Origin of the sequence: Sphingomonas radiodurans (assembly GCF_020866845.1) — a bacterium.
Lineage (GTDB): Bacteria > Pseudomonadota > Alphaproteobacteria > Sphingomonadales > Sphingomonadaceae > Sphingomonas > Sphingomonas radiodurans.
This window is the reverse complement of record NZ_CP086594.1, coordinates 2,973,559-2,991,160: the sequence shown is the minus strand read 5'-3', so window position 1 is coordinate 2,991,160 and position 17,602 is coordinate 2,973,559. Positions and strand designations below refer to the sequence as shown.

The following is a 17,602-nucleotide window of genomic DNA, read 5'->3' as shown; positions in this document are numbered from 1 at the left end:
TGCTCAACGCAAGCGGCTCGTCTCGGAGCGCGCGCCGCTCAACAGATCGCCCAGCGTCCGGTCGCTCAGCAGTGTCTTGTCGAGCATCGCCACCGCATTCGCCTTGCGGATCGTTGCGACGGGCTGGCCGGTGGTCATCGCGACCGTGCGGATCGCGGCGGGGCGCACCGGTTGCGTAACGGCCGCGGCGACCTGAACCGAAGCAGCGCGCGGTGCGGCTGGCCGGGCGGCGACCTGGACGAGCGTCGCGGGAGCTGCGGGCGTCTCGTCGATCACGGCGGGCACCGGATCACTCGGGCGGGATGGCACGATCAGCTGTGCTGTTTGCACCTCGCCGCTGCCGAGCTGGTTTGGACCGAAGCTGATCGACGCCAGCTGCGCTTCGTCGCGTACGAACTGCTGCGCAGTCGGGGCGACGAGCGCGAGCGTATCGCCGTTCCAGCGCTCGAGCTGAACGAGGTTCGACCGGACGTCGAACTCGGTCTCGAGCGCGCGGATGTCGCGCTCTGCAGCGCTGATCTTGGCATCGACCTGCGCCAGACGCTTGCGCTCCGCCGCCACCTGCAAGCTCACCAGATAGAAGCTGAGCGACACGATCACCACGCCGCCGAACCACCCAAGCCCTTTCAATCGATACGCCGCCGTCATTCACTCGCCTCCACTGCCGGCCCGCCCAAGCCGTTGTAATTGCCCCACGCCGGCGCGGCCGTTCGGCGCGCCGTCCGCAATGTCGCAGAGCGCGCGCGCGGGTTGCGCGCCACCTCCGCCGCGCCCGCGCGAACCGCACGGGCCGTAATCTCGAACGTCGGCGCATTGGCCGCCGCGACCGCTGGCCGATGCCGCGACCCCGCCGGCGTTCCACCGCTCCGCTCGCGCAGGAAGCGCTTGATCAAGCGATCCTCGAGTGAATGAAAGCTGATCACGGCCAGCCGACCGCCGGGCGCGAGCACCCGCTCCGCCGCCGCGAGCCCGTCAGCGAGCTCGTCCAACTCGCGATTGACGTGGATGCGGATTGCCTGGAACGCGCGGGTGGCGGGATCTTTCTTGTCATGCGGGCGGTGGCCAAGCGCCCTGCGGACGATGCGGGCCAATTCGCCCGTCGTCGTGAGCGGACGGGCCGCGACGATCGCGCGCGCGACGCGGCGCGACTTGGGCTCCTCGCCATAGCGCCACAGGACATCGGCGATATCCGCCTCGTCCGCGGTGTTGAGGAAATCGGCGGCGCTCTCGCCGGACTGGCTCATGCGCATGTCGAGCGGGCCGTCCTGCTGGAACGAAAAGCCGCGCTCCGCCTGGTCGAGGTGCATCGACGACACGCCGATATCCATCGCAACGCCATCGACCGCGGCGATATCGCGCGCGGCCAGCTCGCGATCCATGCGCGAGAATTCGGCCTGCACGAGCGTGAGGCCAGCCTCAGCCCCTTCCATCGCGCGGCCGGCCGCGATCGCGTCAGGATCGCGATCGAAGGCGAATACGCGTGCTCCGGAGCCAAGCAGCGCGAGCGTGTAACCGCCAGCGCCGAACGTGGCGTCGATCATCGTCTCGCCCGGAGCGGGAGCAAGCGCCACGAGCACTTCGTCGAGCAGAACGGGGATGTGCGGGCGCGGGGCTGCGGGAGACGGGCCACTCACAGCACGATTCCTTTATCGCGACACATGATAACGGCATGCTGCTTCACCAGCTTGTCGACGCCGTCATGCGCTACGAGCGCACGCGGATCCCAGATCATGAAACTTTCATAGTCGCCGAGGAAAAAGGCGATTTCGCCGATCCCCGCCAATTCGCGCTCGGCCGCGGGCAGGATGAAGCGGCCGCTGCCGTCGAACGGCACCGGCTCGACCGAGGCGCCACGCATGCGGGGGGCGTAGTAAGCGGCGGATCCGGTATGGGCGCCGACCTCGGCCTGGCGCTGGATCAGCTGGGTCTTGGCGAATTCGACGTAACCGCGATCATGCGCGATCAGGCAGGGGAAATCGGGGTGAACCCCCACCAGCACGGTGCCGCCATCTTTGCCATCGGGACGTGGTGCGTTCTGCGCCAAGGCTGCACGGAGCGTGCTGGGAATAGCGACACGGCCCTTGTCATCGACAAGACCGACCCCTTTTCCAAGATAATCCACCCGTTCCGACACGCCCACCCCGCACGCGGTGCGCAAGACCTCCCCGTTCCGAGAAGCAGCCTTCGCCACCCCCGGTTGTCGACCTCGACAAAAAACAGTGGTCCTGCCCCGCTGTCCTCCAGATGGATATCAGGGAGGGCCGGGGAAAGGAAGGGAAATCTGGGGAGAAACGGGGATACGCCGTCAGTCCGGCGGTATTCCGTGGACAACTTTCGGGGGGGCGTGGCCCGAGCCCGTCTCCATAGATAGCGAACCATCGTGAAAGGCTGGCGCGGAGGCGCGCTTTTCCACGCTGTCCCGTGTTTTCCCTGCCATTCCCACGTTCATCGCTGTGGCTCCACGGGTGCAGGGCTCGGCTCGTTGGCGCTGGGTGCGACACCGAGTTCGGCAAGTGGTTCATCAGTGAGATCGGAGATGTTCGCCGCGGTCATATTGGCGGCGGCCTCGGCCTGCGGTGTGCCGACCGGCTGTTCGCGACTGGAAGCGCTGAAGATCGCGCTCGCGAGGCCGATAAGCAGCACCACCGCGGCAAGGCCGATCAAACCGACCTTCACACGCTGCACCATCTGATTGTGAGAGGCGACAGACTTCATTCGACAACATGAGATAACGGCAAGACACGCATTTGTCGAATTTGCGCTCAGCGGCGCGCCGGCGCCAGCCCCTTCGCCTCGCGCCACGCCGGGTTGTAGAGGCTCGAGAGATAGCGAAAACCGGTGTCGCACAGGATCGTCACGATCCGCTTGCCCGGCCCGAGATGTCGCGCCAGCCGCACCGCGCCAGCCACGTTGATGCCCGACGACAGGCCGAGGCACAGCCCCTCCTCCGCGAGCAGCCGATCGACCCATTCGAGCCCCTCGGCGTCGGAGATGCGGAACTGCGTGTCGATCGGCGCGCCTTCAAGATTGGCGGTGATGCGCCCCTGCCCGATGCCTTCGGCGACCGACGAGCCTTCGCTCTTCAGCTCGCCGTTGGCATAATATTCGTAAAGTGCCGCACCCTCGGGGTCGCTCAGCGCGATAGTGACCCGCTCGTCCTTTTCCTTGAGCCCCAGGCCAACACCCGTCAGCGTGCCGCCGGTGCCGACCGCGCAAGTGAAGCCGTCGATCCGCCCGTCCATCTGAGTCCAGATCTCCTCCGCCGTCCCGACAATGTGCGCGCGGCGGTTGGCGATATTGTCGAACTGGTTGGCCCAAACGGCGCCCGGCGTTTCCTCGGCGATACGGCGCGATTGATGCACGAAGTGGCACGGGCTCGAATAGGGTGCGGCGGGCACCGTCACCAGCTCGGCGCCGAGCGCGCGCAGCGTATCCATCTTCTCCTTGGACTGGGTATCGGGCATCACGATGATTGTGCGGTAACCCTTTGCGTTAGCGACCAGAGCCAGCCCGATCCCGGTGTTCCCGGCGGTCCCCTCGACGATCGTCCCGCCCGGCAACAGTGCGCCGCGCGCCTCGGCGTCAAGGACGATGAACAGCGCTGCGCGATCCTTCACGCTGGCGCCGGGGTTGGCGAATTCGCATTTTCCGTAGATGTCACAACCGGTTGCAGCGCTAGGCCCGTTGAGGCGGACGAGCGGCGTGTTGCCGATGAGCGAGAGCGTGTCGTTGGCGATATGCATGACGCCTAAATGGCGTGACACGACGAAACCGGCAACCGCGCCTGCACTTTGTTGGCCGATAGCGACGCTCGTGGTATACAGTCGGCAGTGGAGGTAGATCGATGGGCGTGCAGCTCAACATCAAGGATCCCGAGACGGTGCGCCTCGCCCGTGAGCTCGCGGGCAAAACGGGCAAGACCGTGACGGAGACGATCCGCACCGCGCTGGAACGCGAGTGGGCGGAGCGGGAGAAGTTGCTTGAGGAGAAACGGCTCCGGATCGAAGACGCTATCGCCAACTTTCGCCGTCATATGCCCGAGGAATGGAAGACCATGACCTCCAAGGAGGTGATGGATTCGATCTACAACGAGGACGGCTCTTTCGCACGATGATTGTCGACACCTCAGCGATCGTTGCCATCGTATTGAACGAGCCGGAGAAGCCGATCTTCGTTGAAGCGCTGATCCACGCGGATCAGGCCACGATGTCGGCGGGCTCCTGGCTCGAACTGGAAGCGGTGATTGTTCGTCGAGGCATCCCTGCTTTAGCAGCGGCGGCGGAACGCATGCTGGCGGACATGGGCGTTGAGATCGTCGGCGTTTCGATCGAACAAGCCAGGATAGGTCGTGCGGCTTATCGGCAATTCGGTCGCGGCACTGGCCATCCCGCCGGCCTCAACTTCGGCGACTGCTTCTCCTACGCTCTGGCAAAGTCGACCGGCCGGCCGCTGTTGTTCAAGGGCGACGATTTCGCCCATACCGACATCGAAGCAGCGGTCTGACGGTCAAGGCGTCCTTCCCGCCGATCGCGGCGCCCGATGCACGCGTGCTGATCCTCGGCAGTCTGCCGGGCGAGCGAAGCCTCGCGGCACAGCGGTATTACGCGCACCCTCAGAACCAGTTCTGGCATTTGCTGTCGCCAATCATCGGCGTTGACCTGCCTGCGCTCGACTACGACGCTCGCCTTGCCGCCGTGCAGCGCTCGGGCATCGCGCTATGGGACGTGGTCGCCACGGCGCGGCGTACCGGCAGCACCGACGCGACGATCCGCGACGCTGCGCCGAACGACCTTACCACCCTGATCGACCGCCTGCCTGACCTGCGCGCGATTGCGTTCAATGGCGGCAAGGCGATGGCGATCGGTCGGCCGCTCGTCGCCGAACGGGATCTCGCGATCCTGGCCCTCCCCTCCTCCAGTCCGCTTCACACCATCGGCCTCGCCGCGAAGCAGCCGGCGTGGAACGCAATAGCAGCTTACCTGGCTTAGCTGCGCTTCGGGATTTCCAGCCCGCGCTGCACGGCTGGACGCGCGAGGCCGCGCTCCAGCCACGCGCCGACATTTCGGAACGTATCGAAGCCGACGAGCTCGCGCGCCTCGTAGAAGGTGATGAGATTGCGGATCCAGCCAAGCATCGAAATATCGGCAATGGAATATTCCTCGCCGACGAACCATTCTTTGCCTTCCAGCGCGACCTCCATCACGCCGAGCAGCCGCTTGGTCTCCTCGACGTAGCGTTGCAGCGGGCGCTTATCCTCCCACTCGCGGCCGGCGAATTTGTTGAAGAACCCGAGCTGCCCCACCATTGGGCCCAAGCCGCCCATCTGGAACATCAGCCATTGCACGGCGTGCCAGCGTGCCGCCGGGTCGCTCGGCAGGAACTTGCCCGTCTTCTCGGCGAGGTAAAGCAGGATCGCGCCGCTCTCGAATAGCGCCAGCGGCTTGCCGCCGGGGCCATCGGGATCGAGGATAGCCGGGATCTTGCCGTTCGGGTTGAGCGAGAGGAATTCGGGGGTCTTCTGATCGCTCGCTGCAAAGTCGATGAGATGCACGTCGTACGGCAGCCCAGTCTCCTCGAGCATGATCGAGACCTTGACGCCGTTGGGGGTTGGCAAGCCATAGTATTGCAGGCGGTCGGCATGCTGTGGCGGCCAACGCCGTGCAACGGGAAAGGCACTGAGTTCGGACATCGCGCAAGCTCCTTCGCAGCTACGGCGCAGGTAGGAGCACCGTTGCAGACTGCCAATGGTGGCGGCTCATCCTTCCGCCGCGGCGGCCTGCCGCGCTCACCTTGCGTGGAACCCGCCGGCTTGCCCTACGTTGCTTTCTTGATGCCATAACGAGGAGTCATCATGTACCGTTACGCATTAGTTCTGGCGCTTGCCGCCAGCCCAATCGCCGCCAACGCGCAAACCGCGCCGGCTTCACCAGCGCCTGCCCCTGCGGCCGGCGCGCCTGCTCTGGCGACCACTGCACCGGCAACTGGTGCAGCCCCAACCGTCGGCGCGACGATCTTCGATGCGCAGGGCGGCACTGTCGGGACGATTGCGTCGTCCGACGGAACCAACGCTGTGGTCGATACCGGCACTGCGAAGGCGGCCGTTCCACTGACTTCGTTCGGCACCGGCCCCAAGGGTCCGACGCTCGGCATGACCAAGGCGGAGCTCGATGCGGCAGCCAGCCAAGGTGCAGCGCAGGCGGCAGCAGAGTTCAAGTCGAAGCTTACCACCGGAGCAACCGTGTACGGCACGGGTGGCGCATCGCTCGGTACGATCAAGTCGATGGACGCGGAGTTCGTGACGCTCACGACTTCGAAGGGCGATGCGAAGTTGCCGCTCGCCTCGTTCGGCCCCGGGCCGCAGGGCGTGACGATCGGCATGACCGCGGCGCAGCTTGAAGCCGCAATGGCCGGTAAGTAACACTGCGATGGCTGCGGGGAGTGATGCTCCCCGCAGCTTTAGCCTTTCTCGAGTTCCGATCCGCGCTTCAACACCTTCGCGCCGTCCTCCTGGCTGATCAGGAACGCAGGGTTTTCCTTTGTGCCGTTCTTGACGACCTTCGAACCCTTTAGCGTCCGCTGCACCCGTCGATCGAAGCGCTCGTCGACCTTGCCGTGCGCGGTCCCAGATCCCCAGTTCCACTTGACCTTGTCGCCCTTGGCAAAGGTGTTCGCCATGCATCGTCTCCCTCGACGCTGCTGAACGCGCAAGTTGTCGTCGGGATGCAGGCCTTTGTGCGCTGAGCTGGTGGAGTCAGGCGCCAGCTTCTAGAACCGCGCGGACTGCCTCGAGTGCTTCGGTTGCCTTTGCACCGTCGGGGCCGCCGCCTTGCGCCATATCCGGCCGGCCACCACCGCCTTGCCCGCCAACTGCCGCTACGGCGCGCTTGACCAACTCGACCGCGCTCCATGTCGCCACCAGATCCGCGGTGACGCCGACCGCTACCGTCGCGCGACCGTCGTTCACCGCGACGAGCGCCGCGACGCCCGAGCCGATACGCTGCTTCGCCTCGTCAACTGCGCCACGCAGACCCTTGGCCTCGAAGCCGTCTAGCACCTGGCCGACGAACGCGACGCCGCCGACCGTCTCCGGCCCGGCCGGCGCTCCGCCCGATCCGCCGCCCATGGCAAGTGCCTTCTTCGCCTCGGCAAGCTCGCGTTCGAGCCGGCGTTTGTCGTCGAGCAGTGACGCGACGCGTGCCGGCACTTCGTCGGGGGTCGTGCGCAGAGTGCTTGCCGCCTCGCGCAGCTTCTCGTCGCGACCCGAAAGGTACGCCCGCGCCGCTTCGCCCGTCAGCGCCTCGACGCGCCGCACGCCAGAGGACACCGCGCCCTCGCCGACCACCTTGAACAAGCCAATGTCGCCCAGCGCATTCACATGCGTGCCGCCGCACAGTTCGACCGAATAGGTCTTGCCGTCTTCGGTGCTGCCCATCGACACCACGCGCACCTCGTCGCCGTACTTTTCGCCGAACAGCGCCATCGCGCCCATCGCGATCGCGTCGTCAGGCGTCATCAGCAGCGTCGTCACCGCGCCATTCTGGCGGATCTTCGCATTCACCGCTGCCTCCGCATCGGCGAGTTCGGCTGCGCTCATCGCCGTCGAATGGCTCACGTCGAAACGCAGCCGATCGGGGGCAACGAGTGACCCCTTCTGCGCGACATGCGTACCGAGACGCTGGCGGAGTGCCTCGTGCAGCAGGTGAGTCGCGGAGTGATTGGCGCGGATCGCCGCGCGGCGGGCAAAATCGATCGACAGCTTCACCGTATCGCCGACCTTGATCTCGCCCGCGCTCACCGTGGCGTGATGCACCCACAATTTGCCGAGTTGCTTCGATGTCTCGGCAACATCGGCCGCCAAGCCGTTGTCGGCGCTGATCTTGCCTGCGTCGCCGACCTGCCCGCCGCTCTCGCCGTAGAAGGGCGTTTGATTGACGATCACGTCGACCTGCTCGCCCGCCACGCCCTTCTGGACGCGCGCACCTTCCTTCACCAGCGCGAGGACGACGCCCTCGCCTGTGTCGCTCGAATAGCCGGTGAACTCAGTCGCGCCGACTTCCTCGACCAGATCGAACCACAGATCGTCAGAGGCCTTCGCGCCCGAGCCTTTCCAGGCGGCGCGGGCCGCACGCTTCTGCTCCGCCATCGCTGCATCGAAGCCCGCGCGATCGACGCCGAACTGCTGTGCGCGCAGCGCGTCTTCGGTCAAATCATAGGGGAAGCCGAACGTGTCGTAGAGCTTGAACGCGGTGCCGCCCGGCAGCACGTCGCCCGGCGCCATGCCGGCGGTCGCCTCGTCGAGCAGCTTCAGCCCCTTGTCGAGCGTCTGGCGGAAGCGCGTTTCTTCCTGCGCCAGCGTCGCTTCGAGCAGCGGCTGCGCGCGGATCAGTTCGGGATAAGCGACGCCCATTTCAGCGACCAGCGCGGGCACCAGCCGGTGCATCAACGGCTCTTTCGCACCGAGCAAATGCGCGTGCCGCATGGCGCGGCGCATGATCCGCCGCAGCACATAGCCGCGGCCCTCGTTGGCCGGCAGCACGCCATCCGCGACCAGAAACCCGGCGCAGCGCAGATGATCGGCAATCACGCGGTGGCTCGCCTGATTGTCGCCCGTCGTCGCGGTATGCGTCAGCGCGCCTGATGCTGCGATCAGCGCCTTGAACGTGTCTGTATCGTAATTGTCGTGGACGCCCTGCATCACCGCCGCGATCCGCTCCAGCCCCATGCCGGTGTCGATCGACGGCCGCGGCAGATCGCCGATAATGGTGTCGGCTTCCTGCACGAACTGCATAAAAACGAGGTTCCAGATCTCGACGAACCGGTCGCCGTCCTCGTCCGGGCTGCCGGGAGGGCCGCCGGCGATATGATCGCCATGGTCGAAGAATATCTCGCTGCACGGTCCGCAGGGGCCATCCGAGCCCATCGCCCAGAAATTGTCCTTGGTCGGGATGCGAATGATGCGGTGATCGGGCAGCCCGGCAATCTTTTGCCAAAGCTCGAACGCCTGATCGTCGGTATGATAGACGGTCGCGGTCAGCTTGTCCGCCGGCAGCCCCCATTCCTTCGTCAGCAGGTTCCAGGCGTGGGTGATCGCCTGTTCCTTGAAATAATCGCCGAACGAGAAATTACCGAGCATTTCGAAGAACGTATGGTGCCGCGCGGTATAGCCGACATTGTCGAGATCATTGTGCTTGCCGCCCGCCCGCACGCACTTCTGCGACGAGGTCGCGGTCGAATACGGCCGGCTTTCCAGCCCGGTGAACACGTTCTTGAACGGCACCATGCCCGCATTCACGAACATCAGCGTGGGATCGTTCTGCGGCACGAGCGGCGCGGAGGGCACGATGCTGTGCCCGGCTGAGCCGAAGTAATCGAGGAAGCTGCGGCGGATATCGTTCGTCGAGGTCATGGCCGCGGCTTAATCGTGGAAGCGCGCGGTGACTAGCGGGAGTCGTATCGTTGCGAAACGGGGCTCAGGCAGCGCGTAATGGCGCCTCGACGAGCGGTAATGGTGCTTCGCCGGCCAGCGCTCTGGCGACCGAAGCCTCAGTCAGGCCGTAATCGGCCAGCGAATAGCGATGCATGCCGATCCCGCGATCCTGCGGCCGCGCGAGATAGCGCGCCATGCGGGCAGCGACCTCGTCTGTCAGCGGAAGGCCCAGCATACGGTACACGCGCTTCATCTCCGTCCGCCAATCAGCGCCAACCGCCTCGAAGCCAACATCCACCTGCGGCACCTCCGCCGCGCGTCGTGCCTCCGCCGTCCGGCGCTGGCGAAGCGCGACCTTGCGGAGACATTCGGCGCCGACCCAGTGCGGATCGACCGCATTTGACTGCACGCGCATCTGACTGTGGACGAGCGAGGCCGACGAGGCGACCGTCGCGATCGCGGGCCGATCAAGGCACACTAGCCGCGCATCGGGGAAGATATCCAGGACCGCTGCCAGATCCTGCGTGAACTGCGGCAGCTTCAGCACCAGCGGCCGGTCGCCGCGCTCGCGCCGCAGCCACGCAAGCGTCTGTAGCATCCGCTTGAATTCGGCATAGACCGGCCGTGTGTCCATCTGCTCGGTGAACGCGACGAAGCTCGGCACCCGCCACTGCGCTTCGAACGCTGCGCCGAAGATCGAGATGTTGTGCAGCCCGGTCTCTTCATCGGGCGCCGAAGTCGTCGTCGGGTGAATTGCCTGGAATTCGGGGTTCAGCCATTCCGCACAGCGCAATGCGAGCCAGCCACGCAAGCGCCGGTCGTCGATTGGGCCAAGCCGCCCGCTCGGCAGCGGGTTCCAGCTTTCGAAAAAGCGCGTGTGCGCCAGCCGCGGATCACACGCGAGCAGCCGCTGCATCCGCGTGCTGCCCGAGCGCATCTGTCCAAGTACGATGATCGGCCGGCGGATCGGCTGCGCGAGGATCTCCGGATGCTGCTGCCATAGCGCCTGCATTCGCGCGCGATTCGCGAGCGCCGCGACAAGCTGCCCATGCGCGATCACGGTGCCGAGCGCGGTCAGATGCGCCTCGCGCCGCAGCGCGTCGGTCAGCACGTCGAGCCGCGCGCGCCACGCACCATCGGCGCCGAGTTGACCGGCGCCCGCCTGAAGCCGCGCCGCCGCGATCAGCGCATCATTTTCCAGGATCGGCCGCGAGAGCCAGCCGCGCGACCAGGCCTGCTCCAGCGCTTCGTTGACACGAGGATGACGGCTGACGGGGGATCCGTGGGTGTCGGCAGCAATGCGCGGCACGAAGGAAGAAAGCGCCCTATCGGCGGCCATGGTCGACATTCCGGTCAAACCCACCGCCGCGCCTTTGGTGCCGGTCGAGTCGCTGCAATCCATCTGGATCAGCCAAGTTGATCGGCATCACAAAACACGCAGCCCGCGACATCGGCGAACGGCGATGCCAGGCGCAGAACAATTCTCATACCGGTCGCTCGATGCTCGCCGGCGGCGTGCTGAACCATTTCGGCCCCGTTGGCGTCACCCAAAAACAATCCTCCAAACGTACCCCGAACTTGCCCGGCAGATAAATGCCCGGCTCGTTTGAAAAACACATCCCGGCCGCCAGCGGCGTCGTCTCGCCGTGGACGAGGTTGATCGGCTCGTGGCCGTCCATGCCGATGCCGTGCCCGGTGCGATGCGAGGTGCCCGGCAGCTTGTAGCGCGGGCCATAGCCCCAGCGTTCGTACTGCGCGCGCACCGCATCGTCGATCGTGCCCGCGGGCGTGCCGATGCTAGCGGCGGCGAGAGCAATCCTTTGTCCTTGCGCGACGTGATCCCACACGCGCCGCTGCTCGGTGGTGGCGGTGCCGTGGACCCAAGTGCGCGACACATCGGATTGGTAGCCCTGCACGGTGCAGCCGCAGTCCATCAGCACGACTTGCCCATCGCGCACGCGATGCACTTCGCGGCTGCCGTGCGGATAGGCCGATGCCTCGCCGATCAACGCCATTGAGAATTCGGCGTCGCCACCCAGCTTGCGCGTCGCGGCAGTCATCAGCGCGCCGATCTCGCTGCCCGTCATTCCCGCCTCGACGCGCGCGTGCAGCCAGCGATAGGCAGCGATCGTCACGTCGGTGGCCGCCTGCATTAGCGCGATCTCGGCCGGCGTCTTGATCATGCGGCAGCTGCGCACGACCGGGTTGGCGGATACGAGCCGCGCCTCGGGAAGCAGCCGTCGGAGGCCATCGCTGGCAAAGAAGCGCACCGTTTCCTCGATCGCGATCGGGCGGGCAGCTAGCCGCCGCTCCTGCAGGAATCCAGCGACTAGCCGCAGCGGATCCTCGTCCTCCTGCCACACGCGCACGTCGGCGGGGATGCCGAGTGTCTGGCGCACCGAGGGTTCCTCGAAGAACGGCGTCACGACGAGCGCCTCGCCCTCGACCGGGATCACCGCTGCGGTCAGCCGCTCGCTGCGGCTCCAGCGAATGCCGGTGAAATAGGTGAGGCTCGAACCCGGCTCGATCAGCACCGCCCCGATCCCGTTCGCCTGCATCAGCGCCTGCGCCTTCGCGACGCGAGCGGCGCGCTCGGCGGGGGTGATCGGTTGCGCGCCGGTCGTCATGTCGGCGAGGCTGGCGAGATCCGGTTCAGCGGCGCGGAGGACGCTGGCGACGCTCAGCAGCGGGAGCGTAGCTGCTGCCCGGAGGATGGTACGTCTGGAGAAGGTCTCGAACATGAAAGCCTTCATGCACAAGCCGCGTCGGGAACGCCAACCCTCTCGCCACGATCCGCTGCCACGGTGTGGGCGACGACTCGCGGGGTTGACCTTCGCGCCCTAATCCCGTTCACCTTGCGCCCGACGACCTCTCCACCGTTTGCCCGGCGCCTGTCGCAGGGCTGGTGCTCCACGGTTAAGGTAAGGCGCACAATTCGGGAGCATTCATGGCCAAGCGGCTCACCATTTATATCCTGATCGGGCTTGCCGCCGGCATTGTGCTCGGCCTGTCGCTCAACGCCTGGATCGACGACGGCACTCCTGCCGCCACCGCGCGGCTGGAAGAGATCGCCGGATATTTCTCGATCGTCACCGCGATCTTCCTGCGACTGATCAAGATGATCATCGCCCCGCTGGTCTTCGCCACGCTGGTCGCTGGCATCGCACATATGGGCGACACCACCGCGCTCGGCCGGATCGGCGGTCGCGCGCTCGGCTGGTTCATCGGCGCCAGCCTCGTCAGCCTCACGCTCGGGCTGATCCTGGTGAACCTGTTCCAGCCTGGCGTCGGGCTCGATTTCCCGATCCCGCCGGCCACCGCGGGCAGCGGCGTTGAGCAGGCCGCGTTCAACCTCAAGGACTTCGTCACGCACGTCTTCCCCGCCTCGGGGATCGACGCGATGGCCAAGAACGAGATCCTGCAGATCGTGATCTTCTCGATCTTCATCGGCGTTGCAATCACGGCAGTCGGCGAGAAGGCCGCACCGCTGGTGCGCGGGATCGAAGCGCTGGTGCAGGTAATGCTGGTCGTCACCAACTATGTAATGCGGCTGGCGCCGATCGCGGTGTTCGCCGCGGTGACGGGCACGCTGGTCGAGCGTGGGCCGTCGATCATTGGCAATCTCGCCTATTTCATGGGCACCTTTTACGTCGGCATCCTGCTGCTGTGGGTGCTGCTGATCGCGGTTTGCTATGCGATCGTCGGGCGCCGCACGACTCTGCTGGTCCGCTATATTCGCGAGCCGCTGCTGCTGGCCTTCTCCACCGCTTCGTCCGAAGCTGCTTATCCCCGCACGCTGGAGGCTCTCGACAAGTTTGGGGTGCCGCCGCGGATCGCCAGCTTCGTGCTGCCGCTCGGCTACAGCTTCAATCTCGACGGCTCGATGATCTACATGACCTTCGCGACGATCTTCATCGCGCAAGCCTATGGCATTGACCTCAGCATGGGGCAGATGATCACGATGCTGCTGGTGCTGATGATCACCAGCAAGGGGATTGCCGGCGTGCCGCGCGCAAGCCTCGTCGTGATCGCCGCCACGCTGGGCTTCTTCAACATACCCGAAGCGGGGCTGTTGCTGATCATCGGGATCGATCACTTCCTCGACATGGGGCGCAGCGCGACCAATGTGGTCGGCAACGCCGTCGCTGCCGTCGTGATCGCAAAATGGGAGGGCGAGCTCGACCCGCTCGAGCCGGACGTCATCGACGGGCCGCAGGCACCGGCAGGCGGCGGGCCAGCCTTTGCGACTGAAAGCTTCCATGACACCCCGACATTGGAGGGGGACCGGCACGCGTGAGGCGAGTCGCGGGCGGCCGCGCGATCGGATAGGATATGGTCCTCATAGCCTGAGGACCGCCAGATGCCGTTCCTGTCGATGTTGCTGCCGATCGCACTCGCCGCGCAGGCGACGCCGCCAGTTCCCGGCCTGTGCAGCGCGACGCCGCCTGCCGATCCCGATGCGGCCGGGTGCTACCTTTCGGCTGAGCTACCGATCGATGCTGCGCCGGCCCGGCTATACTGGCATATCTATCGCTTCCCCGATGCTGCTTCGGCAAAGGCCGCAGCAGTACGGCAGCGGTGGGCGACGATCGTGTCGGCACATCGCCAGACCTGGCTCTACGTGATGACGAGCGAGGCGACGCCGCCGATCGCTGATGGCCGACGCGGCGTTGCAGGGCCCTTTGCGGTTGCGGCGGGAAAGCCGATCGTCGCGCGGTTCATGCAATCGGTGTTTCCGCCGGGGATGAAGACGCGAGTTCATCGCCACTCGGGGCCGGAGGCGTTCTACGTCGTCCATGGGCAGCAGTGTATGGAAACGCCGACCGAGCGCCGGATGATCGAAGCCGGCAATACCTATGTCGTGGCCGCGGGACCGCATTTGCAGGCCGCCCCGCGCGGTCGGCGCAATCTCGTGCTGATCCTCGCGCCGGCGGGGGCGCCGTGGATGGCGCTCGACGAGAGCTGGCAGCCAAGCGCCTTTTGCGATGGCTGATCAGGCGTAGGCGTAAGGCCCGCCCTTGCGCAGTGCTGTCTGGTACGCTGGCAACGCATGGACCTTGGCGAGCCAGGCGATCGTCGCAGGGCGCGAGGCGTCCAAGCCGCCGCGGCTGCGCGCGGCTTCGAGCGGGAAGCTCATCATCACGTCCGCCGCGGTCATGGCATTGCCGGTGAACCACGGGCGCGAGGCTAGCGTCGATTCGACGAGGTCGAGATGGACGTCGATCATTGGCTGGATGCGCTTCGTGATGCTCTTGCCGAACAGCGGGACGCGAGTGAGTACCAGCTTGAGGAACAGCGGCGGCATCAGCGAGCCTTCGGCGTAATGCAGCCAATAGCGGTAATCGAGCGCGGCGGCGCGGTTCGCCGGAGCGCCGAGGCGACCATCGGCCTTGTCGACGAGATATTCGACGATCGCGCCGGTCTCGGCGACGATGCGGTTCTCGTCATCGGTGTCCTCGATCACCGGCGACTTGCCGAGCGGATGGATCCGCTTGAGCTCGGGGGGAGCGAGCATCGTCTTCTTGTTCCGCTCGTAGCGCTTGATCTCGTACGGCAGGCCGAGCTCCTCGAGCATCCACAGGACGCGCTGCGAACGCGAATTTTCGAGATGGTGGACGATGATCATTGGCCTCTCCCCTGGGCGCGTGCGGTGACCAGCCATGCCGCGGCCGGGAAATCCACTACGTCGCCGGTCACCTGTGCGGCAAGCACGTCGCGCAAACGGTCGAGCAGCGCAGGTCGATCCGCGTCCGACGCGGCGGCGACGATCTTGGAGACCGGGCCGATATGGCGGAAGAAATCGGCGGCGTCGGCGGCCGGATCGGCACCTGCGCCGGCATGGTAGGTATAGTCGGCGGGAACGATCGACACGTCGGCGAAGCCTGCGTCGCCGAGCAGCCGTTCGATGACGGCGCGGTCTGCAAGCGCGAACGGGCCGGGTGCATAGCCCGCCGGCGGATCGAGGCGTCCGCCCACCGATGCTATCGTCTCGGAGGCCCAGGGGTTTTCGCGCGGCGAGCGGAAGCAGGAGAAGACGAGCGGCGCGGCGGGCCGCAGCGCGGCGGCGATGCCTGCGAAGGCGGTGGCGGGGTCATCGAAGAACATCACACCGTGGCGGGATACCGCGAGGTCGAAGGGTTCGTGCGAAGACAGTGCGCCAGGGACGGCGCCCGCCGCGAAGGACAGGTTTTCAAGCGCATGCCGGGCGGCGCGCTGCCGGGCGACCTCGACCAGCGCGGCGGAGAGGTCGACGCCGTGGATGGCGAGGCCGGGCCGCGCTTCAGCGAGCGCGAGGCTCGTCGCGCCGGCCCCACAGCCGAGATCGACGGCGCGGCCGTGCTCGGGCGCGACCGTCAGGATCGCAGCGTCGAGGTGGCGGGCGAGATCGGCGAAGCTGCGGTCGGTGCGGCGCCATTCGGCGGCCCAGACATCACCGACGCGGGTCTGCCATTCGGGGGCGGCGGTCATCGGCGGGCTCCTTCAGCGGTCGTGACGTCGGTGGTCGTGTAGCGCGAATGTTGAGGAAGTTGAGGCTCTGGTGCGGTTTGGCGACGGTTTGCAGCCATCAATCGGTGTGCGTGTGGACGGGTGGATGCCGGCACAAGGCCGGCATGACGGACGGGTTGCTTCATCACTCTCGTTTTTGCCCGCGAATGCTGAGGAAGTTGACGGTGTCGCGCACTTTCGCAAACCACACCCGCAACGACGGAGGGCCGGCACCTTGCGGTGGCCGGCCCCTTTTTGTGGTTGCCCGTGATTGCCCAGCCTTGCGCTTGCGGACAGGCCCTCCCCCAACCCCTCCCGCAAGCGGGAGGGGAGAAAAGATCTTACAGGTCGTCGTCGTCCGAGGGGCCGGCCATCAGCTCTTCGCCGAGGCCTTCCTGCCGGGCGCGGATCGCGCGTTCGAGGCGGTCGGCGACTTCGGGGTTCTCGCGCAGATAATTCTTCGAATTCTCGCGGCCCTGGCCGATGCGGATTGAATCGTAGCTGAACCACGAGCCCGACTTCTCGACGAGGCCCGCCTTCACGCCGAGATCGATCATCTCGCCGAGTTTCGAAATGCCCTCGCCGAACATGATGTCGAATTCGACCTGCTTGAACGGCGGCGCGACCTTGTTCTTGACCACCTTCACGCGGGTCTGGTTGCCGGTCGCTTCCTCGCGATCCTTGACCGAACCGATGCGGCGCACGTCGAGCCGGACCGAAGCGTAGAATTTGAGCGCATTGCCGCCGGTCGTCGTCTCGGGCGAGCCGTACATCACGCCGATCTTCATGCGGATCTGGTTGATGAAGATGACGAGGCAGTTCGAGCGGCTGATCGTGCCGGTGAGCTTGCGCAGCGCCTGGCTCATCAACCGCGCCTGCAGGCCGACGTGGCTGTCGCCCATCTCGCCTTCGATTTCGGCGCGCGGCACGAGTGCAGCGACCGAGTCGATCACCAGTACGTCGATCGCGTTCGAGCGAACGAGCGTGTCTACGATCTCGAGCGCCTGCTCGCCGGTGTCGGGCTGCGAGACGATCAGTTCGTCGATGTTGACGCCGAGCTTCTTGGCATAGGCCGGATCGAGCGCGTGCTCTGCATCGACGAAGGCGGCGGTGCCGCCGACCTTCTGAGATTCGGCGATGGCGTGGAGCGCGAGCGTCGTCTTGCCCGACGATTCGGGGCCGAAGATCTCGACCACGCGGCCTTTGGGGAGCCCGCCGACGCCGAGCGCGATATCGAGCCCGAGGCTGCCGGTGGAGATCACCTCGACCTTCATCGTCTCCTTCGAGCCGAGCTTCATCGCCGAGCCCTTGCCGAAGGCGCGGTCGATTTGCGCGAGCGCGGCCTCTAGCGCCTTCTGGCGATCGGCGGTCTGACGGTCTGTTGACGGGCTAGCCATGTTACCTGGGATCACCTTGAGATTGGCGGCCATTGGGAGCCCCTTCCGGTAGAGCAAGCGCGTGAACCGTTCAACGCGTGTGATGATGATGTATCGCGTTTGTTCTTGTGGAACAAGTGGGGAACGGTGGTTTTTGTTGCGATCCGTCGTGCCGGGCTTGTCCCGGCATCCACGGTGCCGCGTGCTCCTCGGCCGGGGGAATCGCTGACGGGTGGATGCCGGGACGAGCCCGGCATGACGGTGGGGGGGGGGCAGCGTGCCGCGTGGCTTTCAGCGGCAGTGTTTGTTGAAG

At 66.0% G+C, this 17,602-nt stretch carries 19 protein-coding genes; 6 read left to right on the top strand and 13 right to left on the bottom strand.

From position 1 onward, the window contains the following. Positions 1-3: 3 nt before the first annotated feature. From LLW23_RS14035 to LLW23_RS14015, 5 genes are all read right to left on the bottom strand, one after another. On the bottom strand, positions 4-648 hold the full coding sequence (locus LLW23_RS14035) for a hypothetical protein (protein ID WP_228946116.1): 645 nt from the start codon (positions 646-648) through the stop codon (positions 4-6). Next, on the bottom strand, positions 645-1,634 hold the full coding sequence (gene rsmH / locus LLW23_RS14030) for a 16S rRNA (cytosine(1402)-N(4))-methyltransferase RsmH (RefSeq protein ID WP_228946115.1): 990 nt from the start codon (positions 1,632-1,634) through the stop codon (positions 645-647). Before rsmH ends, LLW23_RS14035 begins: the two co-directional genes overlap by 4 nt. Next, a complete protein-coding gene (locus LLW23_RS14025) occupies positions 1,631-2,191 on the bottom strand; it encodes a division/cell wall cluster transcriptional repressor MraZ (RefSeq protein WP_228946114.1) in 561 nt (186 codons plus the stop codon). Before LLW23_RS14025 ends, rsmH begins: the two co-directional genes overlap by 4 nt. A 254-nt stretch (positions 2,192-2,445) precedes the next feature. After that, positions 2,446-2,715, bottom strand: a complete 270-nt coding sequence (locus LLW23_RS14020; protein ID WP_228946113.1) for a hypothetical protein — start codon at positions 2,713-2,715, stop codon at positions 2,446-2,448. Positions 2,716-2,762: 47 nt separating this feature from the next. After that, a complete protein-coding gene (locus LLW23_RS14015; RefSeq protein ID WP_228946112.1) occupies positions 2,763-3,743 on the bottom strand; it encodes a cysteine synthase A in 981 nt (326 codons plus the stop codon). A gap of 101 nt (positions 3,744-3,844) precedes the next feature. On the opposite strand from LLW23_RS14015, the gene LLW23_RS14010 reads away from it, so the two are divergent. The 3 genes from LLW23_RS14010 to LLW23_RS14000 are packed head-to-tail and all read left to right on the top strand — an operon-like array spanning position 3,845 to position 4,988. Further along, positions 3,845-4,114, top strand: a complete 270-nt coding sequence (locus LLW23_RS14010; protein WP_228946111.1) for a type II toxin-antitoxin system VapB family antitoxin — start codon at positions 3,845-3,847, stop codon at positions 4,112-4,114. Next, positions 4,111-4,503, top strand: coding sequence for a type II toxin-antitoxin system VapC family toxin (locus tag LLW23_RS14005; protein ID WP_228946110.1), 393 nt, complete (start codon positions 4,111-4,113; stop codon positions 4,501-4,503). Before LLW23_RS14010 ends, LLW23_RS14005 begins: the two co-directional genes overlap by 4 nt. 44 nt (positions 4,504-4,547) lie before the next feature. Further along, on the top strand, positions 4,548-4,988 hold the full coding sequence (locus LLW23_RS14000) for a DNA-deoxyinosine glycosylase (protein WP_228946109.1): 441 nt from the start codon (positions 4,548-4,550) through the stop codon (positions 4,986-4,988). On the opposite strand, the gene LLW23_RS13995 is transcribed toward LLW23_RS14000, so the two are convergent. Next, positions 4,985-5,689: a glutathione S-transferase family protein gene (locus tag LLW23_RS13995; protein ID WP_228946108.1), complete on the bottom strand. Its 705-nt coding sequence runs from the start codon at positions 5,687-5,689 to the stop codon at positions 4,985-4,987. The genes LLW23_RS14000 and LLW23_RS13995 overlap by 4 nt on opposite strands. A gap of 162 nt (positions 5,690-5,851) precedes the next feature. On the opposite strand from LLW23_RS13995, the gene LLW23_RS13990 reads away from it, so the two are divergent. Continuing rightward, on the top strand, positions 5,852-6,418 hold the full coding sequence (locus LLW23_RS13990; protein ID WP_228946107.1) for a hypothetical protein: 567 nt from the start codon (positions 5,852-5,854) through the stop codon (positions 6,416-6,418). A gap of 38 nt (positions 6,419-6,456) precedes the next feature. On the opposite strand, the gene LLW23_RS13985 is transcribed toward LLW23_RS13990, so the two are convergent. The 4 genes from LLW23_RS13985 to LLW23_RS13970 form a co-directional block, all read right to left on the bottom strand. Further along, on the bottom strand, positions 6,457-6,675 hold the full coding sequence (locus LLW23_RS13985; RefSeq protein ID WP_228946106.1) for a hypervirulence associated TUDOR domain-containing protein: 219 nt from the start codon (positions 6,673-6,675) through the stop codon (positions 6,457-6,459). A 76-nt stretch (positions 6,676-6,751) separates the two neighbouring features. Then, complete coding sequence (gene alaS / locus LLW23_RS13980; protein ID WP_228946105.1) at positions 6,752-9,406, bottom strand: alanine--tRNA ligase; 2,655 nt, start codon at positions 9,404-9,406, stop codon at positions 6,752-6,754. A 64-nt stretch (positions 9,407-9,470) separates the two neighbouring features. Beyond that, on the bottom strand, positions 9,471-10,766 hold the full coding sequence (locus tag LLW23_RS13975; RefSeq protein ID WP_228946104.1) for a sulfotransferase family protein: 1,296 nt from the start codon (positions 10,764-10,766) through the stop codon (positions 9,471-9,473). Between the two features lie 145 nt (positions 10,767-10,911). After that, the gene (locus tag LLW23_RS13970) at positions 10,912-12,180 is read right to left on the bottom strand and encodes a M24 family metallopeptidase (RefSeq protein ID WP_408641967.1); all 1,269 of its coding nucleotides are present in this window, start codon (positions 12,178-12,180) and stop codon (positions 10,912-10,914) included. A gap of 194 nt (positions 12,181-12,374) precedes the next feature. Between LLW23_RS13970 and LLW23_RS13965 the strand changes: the two genes are divergently transcribed. Both LLW23_RS13965 and LLW23_RS13960 read left to right on the top strand, forming a co-directional pair. Further along, positions 12,375-13,724 carry a dicarboxylate/amino acid:cation symporter gene (locus LLW23_RS13965; protein WP_228946103.1) on the top strand — a complete coding sequence of 450 codons (1,350 nt, stop codon included), beginning with the start codon at positions 12,375-12,377 and terminating at the stop codon, positions 13,722-13,724. A gap of 63 nt (positions 13,725-13,787) precedes the next feature. Beyond that, positions 13,788-14,420: a cupin domain-containing protein gene (locus LLW23_RS13960; RefSeq protein WP_228946102.1), complete on the top strand. Its 633-nt coding sequence runs from the start codon at positions 13,788-13,790 to the stop codon at positions 14,418-14,420. Here the strand turns inward: LLW23_RS13960 and LLW23_RS13955 are convergent, their stop codons facing one another. The 3 genes from LLW23_RS13955 to recA all read right to left on the bottom strand — a co-directional run bounded on the left by LLW23_RS13955 (position 14,421) and on the right by recA (position 17,343). After that, a complete protein-coding gene (locus LLW23_RS13955; RefSeq protein ID WP_228946101.1) occupies positions 14,421-15,053 on the bottom strand; it encodes a glutathione S-transferase family protein in 633 nt (210 codons plus the stop codon). Continuing rightward, complete coding sequence (locus LLW23_RS13950; RefSeq protein WP_228946100.1) at positions 15,050-15,895, bottom strand: class I SAM-dependent methyltransferase; 846 nt, start codon at positions 15,893-15,895, stop codon at positions 15,050-15,052. The genes LLW23_RS13955 and LLW23_RS13950 overlap by 4 nt, the downstream gene beginning before the upstream one ends. A 359-nt stretch (positions 15,896-16,254) precedes the next feature. Further along, complete coding sequence (recA, locus tag LLW23_RS13945; protein ID WP_270049239.1) at positions 16,255-17,343, bottom strand: recombinase RecA; 1,089 nt, start codon at positions 17,341-17,343, stop codon at positions 16,255-16,257. Positions 17,344-17,602 lie beyond the last annotated feature (259 nt).

Coding starts and splice junctions, on each gene's coding strand:
- recA (WP_270049239.1), bottom strand. CDS start 17,343: ATGGCCGCCAATCTCAAGGTGATCCCAGGTAACATGGCTAGCCCGTCA.
- LLW23_RS13990 (WP_228946107.1), top strand. CDS start 5,852: ATGTACCGTTACGCATTAGTTCTGGCGCTTGCCGCCAGCCCAATCGCC.
- LLW23_RS13955 (WP_228946101.1), bottom strand. CDS start 15,053: ATGATCATCGTCCACCATCTCGAAAATTCGCGTTCGCAGCGCGTCCTG.
- alaS (WP_228946105.1), bottom strand. CDS start 9,406: ATGACCTCGACGAACGATATCCGCCGCAGCTTCCTCGATTACTTCGGC.
- LLW23_RS13985 (WP_228946106.1), bottom strand. CDS start 6,675: ATGGCGAACACCTTTGCCAAGGGCGACAAGGTCAAGTGGAACTGGGGA.
- LLW23_RS14020 (WP_228946113.1), bottom strand. CDS start 2,715: ATGAAGTCTGTCGCCTCTCACAATCAGATGGTGCAGCGTGTGAAGGTC.
- LLW23_RS13975 (WP_228946104.1), bottom strand. CDS start 10,766: ATGGCCGCCGATAGGGCGCTTTCTTCCTTCGTGCCGCGCATTGCTGCC.
- LLW23_RS13965 (WP_228946103.1), top strand. CDS start 12,375: ATGGCCAAGCGGCTCACCATTTATATCCTGATCGGGCTTGCCGCCGGC.
- LLW23_RS13995 (WP_228946108.1), bottom strand. CDS start 5,689: ATGTCCGAACTCAGTGCCTTTCCCGTTGCACGGCGTTGGCCGCCACAG.
- LLW23_RS13970 (WP_408641967.1), bottom strand. CDS start 12,180: ATGAAGGCTTTCATGTTCGAGACCTTCTCCAGACGTACCATCCTCCGG.
- LLW23_RS13950 (WP_228946100.1), bottom strand. CDS start 15,895: ATGACCGCCGCCCCCGAATGGCAGACCCGCGTCGGTGATGTCTGGGCC.
- LLW23_RS14015 (WP_228946112.1), bottom strand. CDS start 3,743: ATGCATATCGCCAACGACACGCTCTCGCTCATCGGCAACACGCCGCTC.
- LLW23_RS13960 (WP_228946102.1), top strand. CDS start 13,788: ATGCCGTTCCTGTCGATGTTGCTGCCGATCGCACTCGCCGCGCAGGCG.
- LLW23_RS14010 (WP_228946111.1), top strand. CDS start 3,845: ATGGGCGTGCAGCTCAACATCAAGGATCCCGAGACGGTGCGCCTCGCC.
- LLW23_RS14035 (WP_228946116.1), bottom strand. CDS start 648: ATGACGGCGGCGTATCGATTGAAAGGGCTTGGGTGGTTCGGCGGCGTG.
- LLW23_RS14005 (WP_228946110.1), top strand. CDS start 4,111: ATGATTGTCGACACCTCAGCGATCGTTGCCATCGTATTGAACGAGCCG.